Origin of the sequence: Kitasatospora sp. NPDC059648 (assembly GCF_042734825.1) — a bacterium.
Taxonomy (GTDB): Bacteria; Actinomycetota; Actinomycetes; order Streptomycetales; family Streptomycetaceae; genus Kitasatospora.
The window spans coordinates 68,222-73,159 of the sequence record NZ_JBHWDU010000011.1 but is presented as its reverse complement, the minus strand read 5'-3'; the positions used below and the strand labels follow the sequence as shown (position 1 = coordinate 73,159).

The 4,938-nt window shown below is 74.6% G+C and carries 2 protein-coding genes and 1 pseudogene; 1 reads left to right on the top strand and 2 read right to left on the bottom strand.

The genetic code is table 11. The features are described 5' to 3' along the window. Positions 1 to 2,366: pseudogene (locus ACFV1W_RS09840) on the bottom strand (hypothetical protein); the annotation flags it as partial. A gap of 482 nt (positions 2,367 to 2,848) precedes the next feature. Then, positions 2,849 to 3,301 carry a methylmalonyl-CoA epimerase gene (mce, locus tag ACFV1W_RS09835; RefSeq protein ID WP_380414900.1) on the bottom strand — a complete coding sequence of 151 codons (453 nt, stop codon included), beginning with the start codon at positions 3,299 to 3,301 and terminating at the stop codon, positions 2,849 to 2,851. Positions 3,302 to 3,576: 275 nt separating this feature from the next. On the opposite strand from mce, the gene ACFV1W_RS09830 reads away from it, so the two are divergent. Further along, entirely contained in the window at positions 3,577 to 4,770 is a 1,194-nt protein-coding gene (locus ACFV1W_RS09830; protein WP_380414780.1) for an acetyl-CoA C-acetyltransferase, read from the top strand. Positions 4,771 to 4,938 lie beyond the last annotated feature (168 nt).

Sequence of the window (4,938 nt, the reverse complement as noted above, 5' to 3'; positions counted from 1 at the left end):
GCCTGCTCGGCCTCGGCGCGCTGCTCGGCCGCGTACCGGTCGGCGCTCTCGCGCAGTTCGGCGGCGTACCGGTCGGCCTGCTCGCGGGCGGTCCGGGCGCCGGCCAGCTGCTCGGCGGTCTCCTCGCGCTCGCGCCGCAGTCCGGCGGCGGCCTCCTCGTGCTCGCGCCGGCTCTCCTCGCGCAGCGCGTTCGCGGCGGCCTCGGCCTCGGCCCGGGTACGGGCGGCCTCGGTGTCGGCCTCGGTGCGCACCCGCTCGGCGTCGGCGACCGCGGCGTCCCGGACGGCCTTCGCCTCGGCCTGGGCGTCGGCGGTCAGGGCCTGCGCGGCGGCGCTCGCCTCGGCCCGCACCCGCTGGTCGAACTCGGCTGCTTCGCGCCGGAGTTCGGCGGTCTCGCGCTCGGCGGCGGTCCGGTTCTCGGCGGCCGCGGCCTTGGCGGCGGCCAGGGCGTCCTGGCCCTGCTGCTCGGCCGCGGCGGTGATCTTCTCGGCCTCGGCCCGGGCCCGGGCGAGGGTCTGCTCGGCCCGGCCCTGGGTCTCGGCGGCCTGCTCCTGGGCCTGCTCGCGCAGCCGCTCGATCTCCCCGGCCGCGCCCGCGCGCAGTTCGTCCGCGTCGGACTTGGCCTTGGTGAGCAGCTCCTCGGCGTTCTTCGCCGACTCCTCGATCTGCAGGACGGCCTGGCGGCGGGCCTCACTGCGGGACCGGTCGGCCTCGGCGGCGGCCTGGGCGCGCAGCTCCTCGGCCTCGGCCCGCAGCCGGGCCGCCTCGTCCTGCATCTGCTCGATCCGCTCGCGGATCGCGGCGGCGTCGTCCAGGGCGGCGTTCTGGGCCTGCTCGACGGCGGCCTGGGCCTGCTCGCGCAGCAGCTGGGCCTCGGCCCGCGCCTCGGCGCGGATCCGCTCGGCCTCGGCGGCGGCCTCGCCGCGCGCCGTCTCGGCGTCCTGGTTGGCCCGGCCGAGCACCTCCTCGGCGGTCTTGGCGGCCTTGGCGAGGTGGACGGTGGCGTCCTTGGCACCGGCCGCCCGGCCCTCCTCCTCGGCCTCGCCGCGCAGTCGCCGGGCGTCGGCCTCGGCCTGCGCCCGCAGCTCGGCCACGTCCCGCTCGGCCTGGGCGCGCAGCTCGGCGATCGCGGCCTCGGCCTCGGCCTTCAGCTGGGCGGCGACCGACTCGGCGGTGGCCCGCAGCCGCTCGCCCTCCTCGGCGGCGGCGGCCTTGGCGGCGTCCGCCTCGGCCTGCCTGGTGACCGCCTCGGCCCGGATCGCCTCGGCCTCGACGCGGATCGCCTCGGACTCCTTGGTGGCCTGGGCGACCAGGCGGGCGATCTCGGCGCGGGCGGTCTGCGAACGCTGCTCGGTGGCGGCCTCGCCGTCGGCGACCTTGCGCTCGGCCGCGGCCTCGGCGTCGGCCTGGAGCTGCTCGGCGGCCTGCTCGGCCTGGGCGCGCAGCTCGGCGGCCTCCTGACGGGTGCGCTCGGCCTCGGCGATCGCCTCGGCGCGCAACCGCTCTATCTCGGCCTTCGCGGCATCGAGCTGCTGCTCGGCGCGGGCCTGCTCGGCGGCGGCCTGCTCCTTGAGCCGGCCGATCTCGGCCTGCGCGGCGGCCAGCTGCTGTTCGGCGGCGGCGTGGGCGGCGGCCAGCTCCTGCTGGGCCTGGCCGCGGGCCGCGTCCACGTCGGCGGCGGCCTGGGCACCGGCCTGCTGGGCGTGCTCGGAGGCGGCGCGCAGCAGACGCTCGGCGTCGCTCTGGGCCTTCTGCAGGGCGGCCTCGGCGGCGGCCTGGGCCTCGCCGCGGGCGGCGTCCACGTCGGCGGCGGTCTGGGCGCGGGCGTGGTCGGAGAGGGCGGCGGCCTCGGCGCGGGCCGCGGCGACCATCCGCTCGGCCTCGGCGCGGGCCTCCTGCAGCAGGCGCTGGGCCTCCTGCTCGGAGCCGGTCCGGGTCTGCTCGGCCCAGCCGTTGACGTGCTGCTCGGCGGAGCGGCGCAGCTCGGTGAGCTCCTCCTCCAGCTGGCGGCGCCGGGCGGCGAGCTCGGCCTCCAGCCGGGCGGTGCGCTCGGCGGCCTCGGCCATGATCCGCTGGGTGGCGGCCTGGGAGTCGCGCAGCTGGCGCTCGGCGTCCGCGCGCATCTGCTGGGCCTGCATCTCGGCGGTGCGGAGCATCTGCTCGGCCTGGCCGGAGACGGCGTCGAAGGCGCGCGGCTGGGCGAGCATGCGCCGGGACTCGTGCAGCTTGGCCCGGAGCACCTCCACCTGGTAGGCGAGGTCCTCGGCATGCTCGACTGCCTTGTCCCGCTCCTTCCGAGTCCGACCCATCTCGGCCTCGAACTGGGAGAGGTGATCGTCAACCTCGTAGCGGTCGTTGCCCCGCACTCCGCGGTCCCATCCATCTCCTGGTCGCGTCCTCGACCCGGCCGGTCCGGGGCGCCCCTGTCCGGGGTGCCGGTCCGACTGGTCCTTGCATCCGCGGCCACCGGACGACCCCCTGCCAAGCCGGGGGCGTCCGCCGCGGTCGTCGGAGTCCTGGCCGCGGGAGCGCGGGGGTGCCGCGTTCCCTCGTCCGGGTGGACTCCTGGGCGAACTCTTGCCTGTGGAGAATGGTGACAGATCCGTCTTGCGACTGTTCAGCCGTGCCCGCGTACTGGACTCCCCTGCGACGGGCCGACCACCGGAGGGCGGACAGGCCTGTCATCGGCCGTGCCCGTCGCCTCCGTCCCCCGGATTCGTCGCGCACCTGGGCATTGTAGTGGGAGCGCACTGCGGGGGAATGGCCGCGTGGGGGTTTTCCGGCCGCCGGACCAGGTTACTGACGGGTCGCTAGGGTCGGACCGCGGTGATCGGCGGTTCCGGCGGCTTCAGTGTCCTTCGTGCCCCTCGTGGTCGGCGGGCCGGGCGGACGTGACCAGCTCGGTCAGCACCCCGCCGCAGTCCTTGGGGTGCAGGAAGGTGATCCGTGAGCCCATCGAGCCGATCCGCGGCTCGTCGTAGAGGACCCGTACGCCCTTGCCGCGGATGGCCTCGGAGTCCCCGTCCACGTCGGCGGTGCCGAAGGCGATGTGGTGCACGCCCTCGCCGTTCTTCTCCAGCCACTTGGCGACGGTGGAGTCCGGCCGGGTCGGCTCCAGCAGCTGGAGGTACGAGGCGCCGCCGTCGTCCGTCCCGTTGATCCGGAGCATCGCCTCGCGGACGCCCTGCTCCTCGTTGACCTCGCTGTGGAACACCTCGAAGCCGTAGGTGGCGCGGTAGAACTCGACCGTCTTGTCGAGGTCTCGGCAGGCGATGCCGATGTGGTCGATACGGGTCAGCACGGCGGCCTCCAGGGTGTGGACGGGAAGTGGCACCCAGTGCAGCGTATGGGCCTCGGCCCGCGCCAGTGCCGTACGTGCGAGCCTGCTCACACGCGGATCACCCGTGGCCCGCGCGCGGACTTTCACCCGAACGTTCACCCGGACCGCGTTGACACGGTGTTGACTGGACGGTGCCAGTGCGCTCGATCACACCGTCGCTCCGGTGACGGGCGGAAAACGGGTCAGTACCCTGAGCGCATCCTCACCTGGCCACGACGTGCGAAGGGGCCCGTCCCATGACCAACACCACCTCTGTGATCGTTGCCGGTGCGCGGACCCCGATGGGTCGCCTGCTCGGCTCCCTCAAGGGCTTCTCCGGTGCCGACCTCGGCGGCTTCGCGATCAAGGGCGCGCTGGAGCGGGCCGGGATCACGGGGGAGCAGGTCCAGTACGTGATCATGGGCCAGGTGCTGCAGGCCGGCGCCGGCCAGATCCCGGCCCGCCAGGCCGCCGTCAAGGCGGGCATCCCGATGAGCGTCCCGGCGCTGACCATCAACAAGGTCTGCCTCTCCGGCCTGGACGCCATCGCGCTGGCGGACCAGCTGATCCGGGCCGGCGAGTTCGACATCGTGGTGGCCGGCGGCCAGGAGTCGATGACCAACGCCCCGCACCTGCTGCCGAAGTCCCGCGCGGGCTACAAGTACGGCGCGGTCGAGGTGCTCGACGCCATGGCGTACGACGGTCTGACCGACGCCTACGAGAACATCCCGATGGGCGAGTCCACCGAGAAGCACAACACCCGCCTGGGCATCCCGCGCGAGGTGCAGGACGAGATCGCCGCCGCCTCCCACCAGCGGGCCGCCAAGGCGCAGGCCGACGGCGTCTTCGACGCCGAGATCGTCCCGGTCGCCATCCCGCAGCGCAAGGGCGAGCCGGTGCTGTTCAGCCAGGACGAGGGCATCCGCGCCGACACCACCGTCGAGGGCCTCGCCAAGCTGCGCCCGGCCTTCACCAAGGACGGCACGATCACCGCCGGCACCTCCTCGCAGATCTCCGACGGCGCCGCCGCCGTGGTCGTGATGAGCAAGGCCAAGGCCGAGGAGCTGGGCCTCACCTGGATCGCCGAGATCGGCGCGCACGGCAACGTGGCCGGCCCGGACAACTCGCTCCAGTCGCAGCCGTCCAACGCGATCAGGCACGCGCTGGCCAAGGAGGGCCTGGAGGTCTCCGACCTCGACCTGATCGAGATCAACGAGGCCTTCGCGGCCGTCGCCCACCAGTCGATGAAGGACCTGGGCGTCTCCTCCGACATCGTCAACGTCAACGGCGGCGCGATCGCGCTCGGCCACCCGATCGGCATGTCCGGCGCCCGTGTGGTGCTCACCCTCGCGCTGGAGCTGCAGCGCCGCGGCGGCGGGGTCGGCGCGGCCGCCCTGTGCGGCGGCGGCGGCCAGGGCGACGCGCTGATCGTGCGCGTGCCGAAGGCCTGATCGACGCTCTGACCTCGGGGCTGCGGATCGCCACAAGTGGTCCGCGGCCCCCGGGCCTGTCCTCGAACTCCCGGCGGCGGCCCGCAGCCCCGGGGTGGGGGTCAGGCCCCGCCGGGCCGTATGGGCCCCATAGGGCAAGTGGCAAAGTGACCCACAATTAATAATAAT

Excerpts from the sequence above, each read along its gene's own strand:
- ACFV1W_RS09830 (WP_380414780.1), top strand. The coding sequence starts at position 3,577 with ATGACCAACACCACCTCTGTGATCGTTGCCGGTGCGCGGACCCCGATG.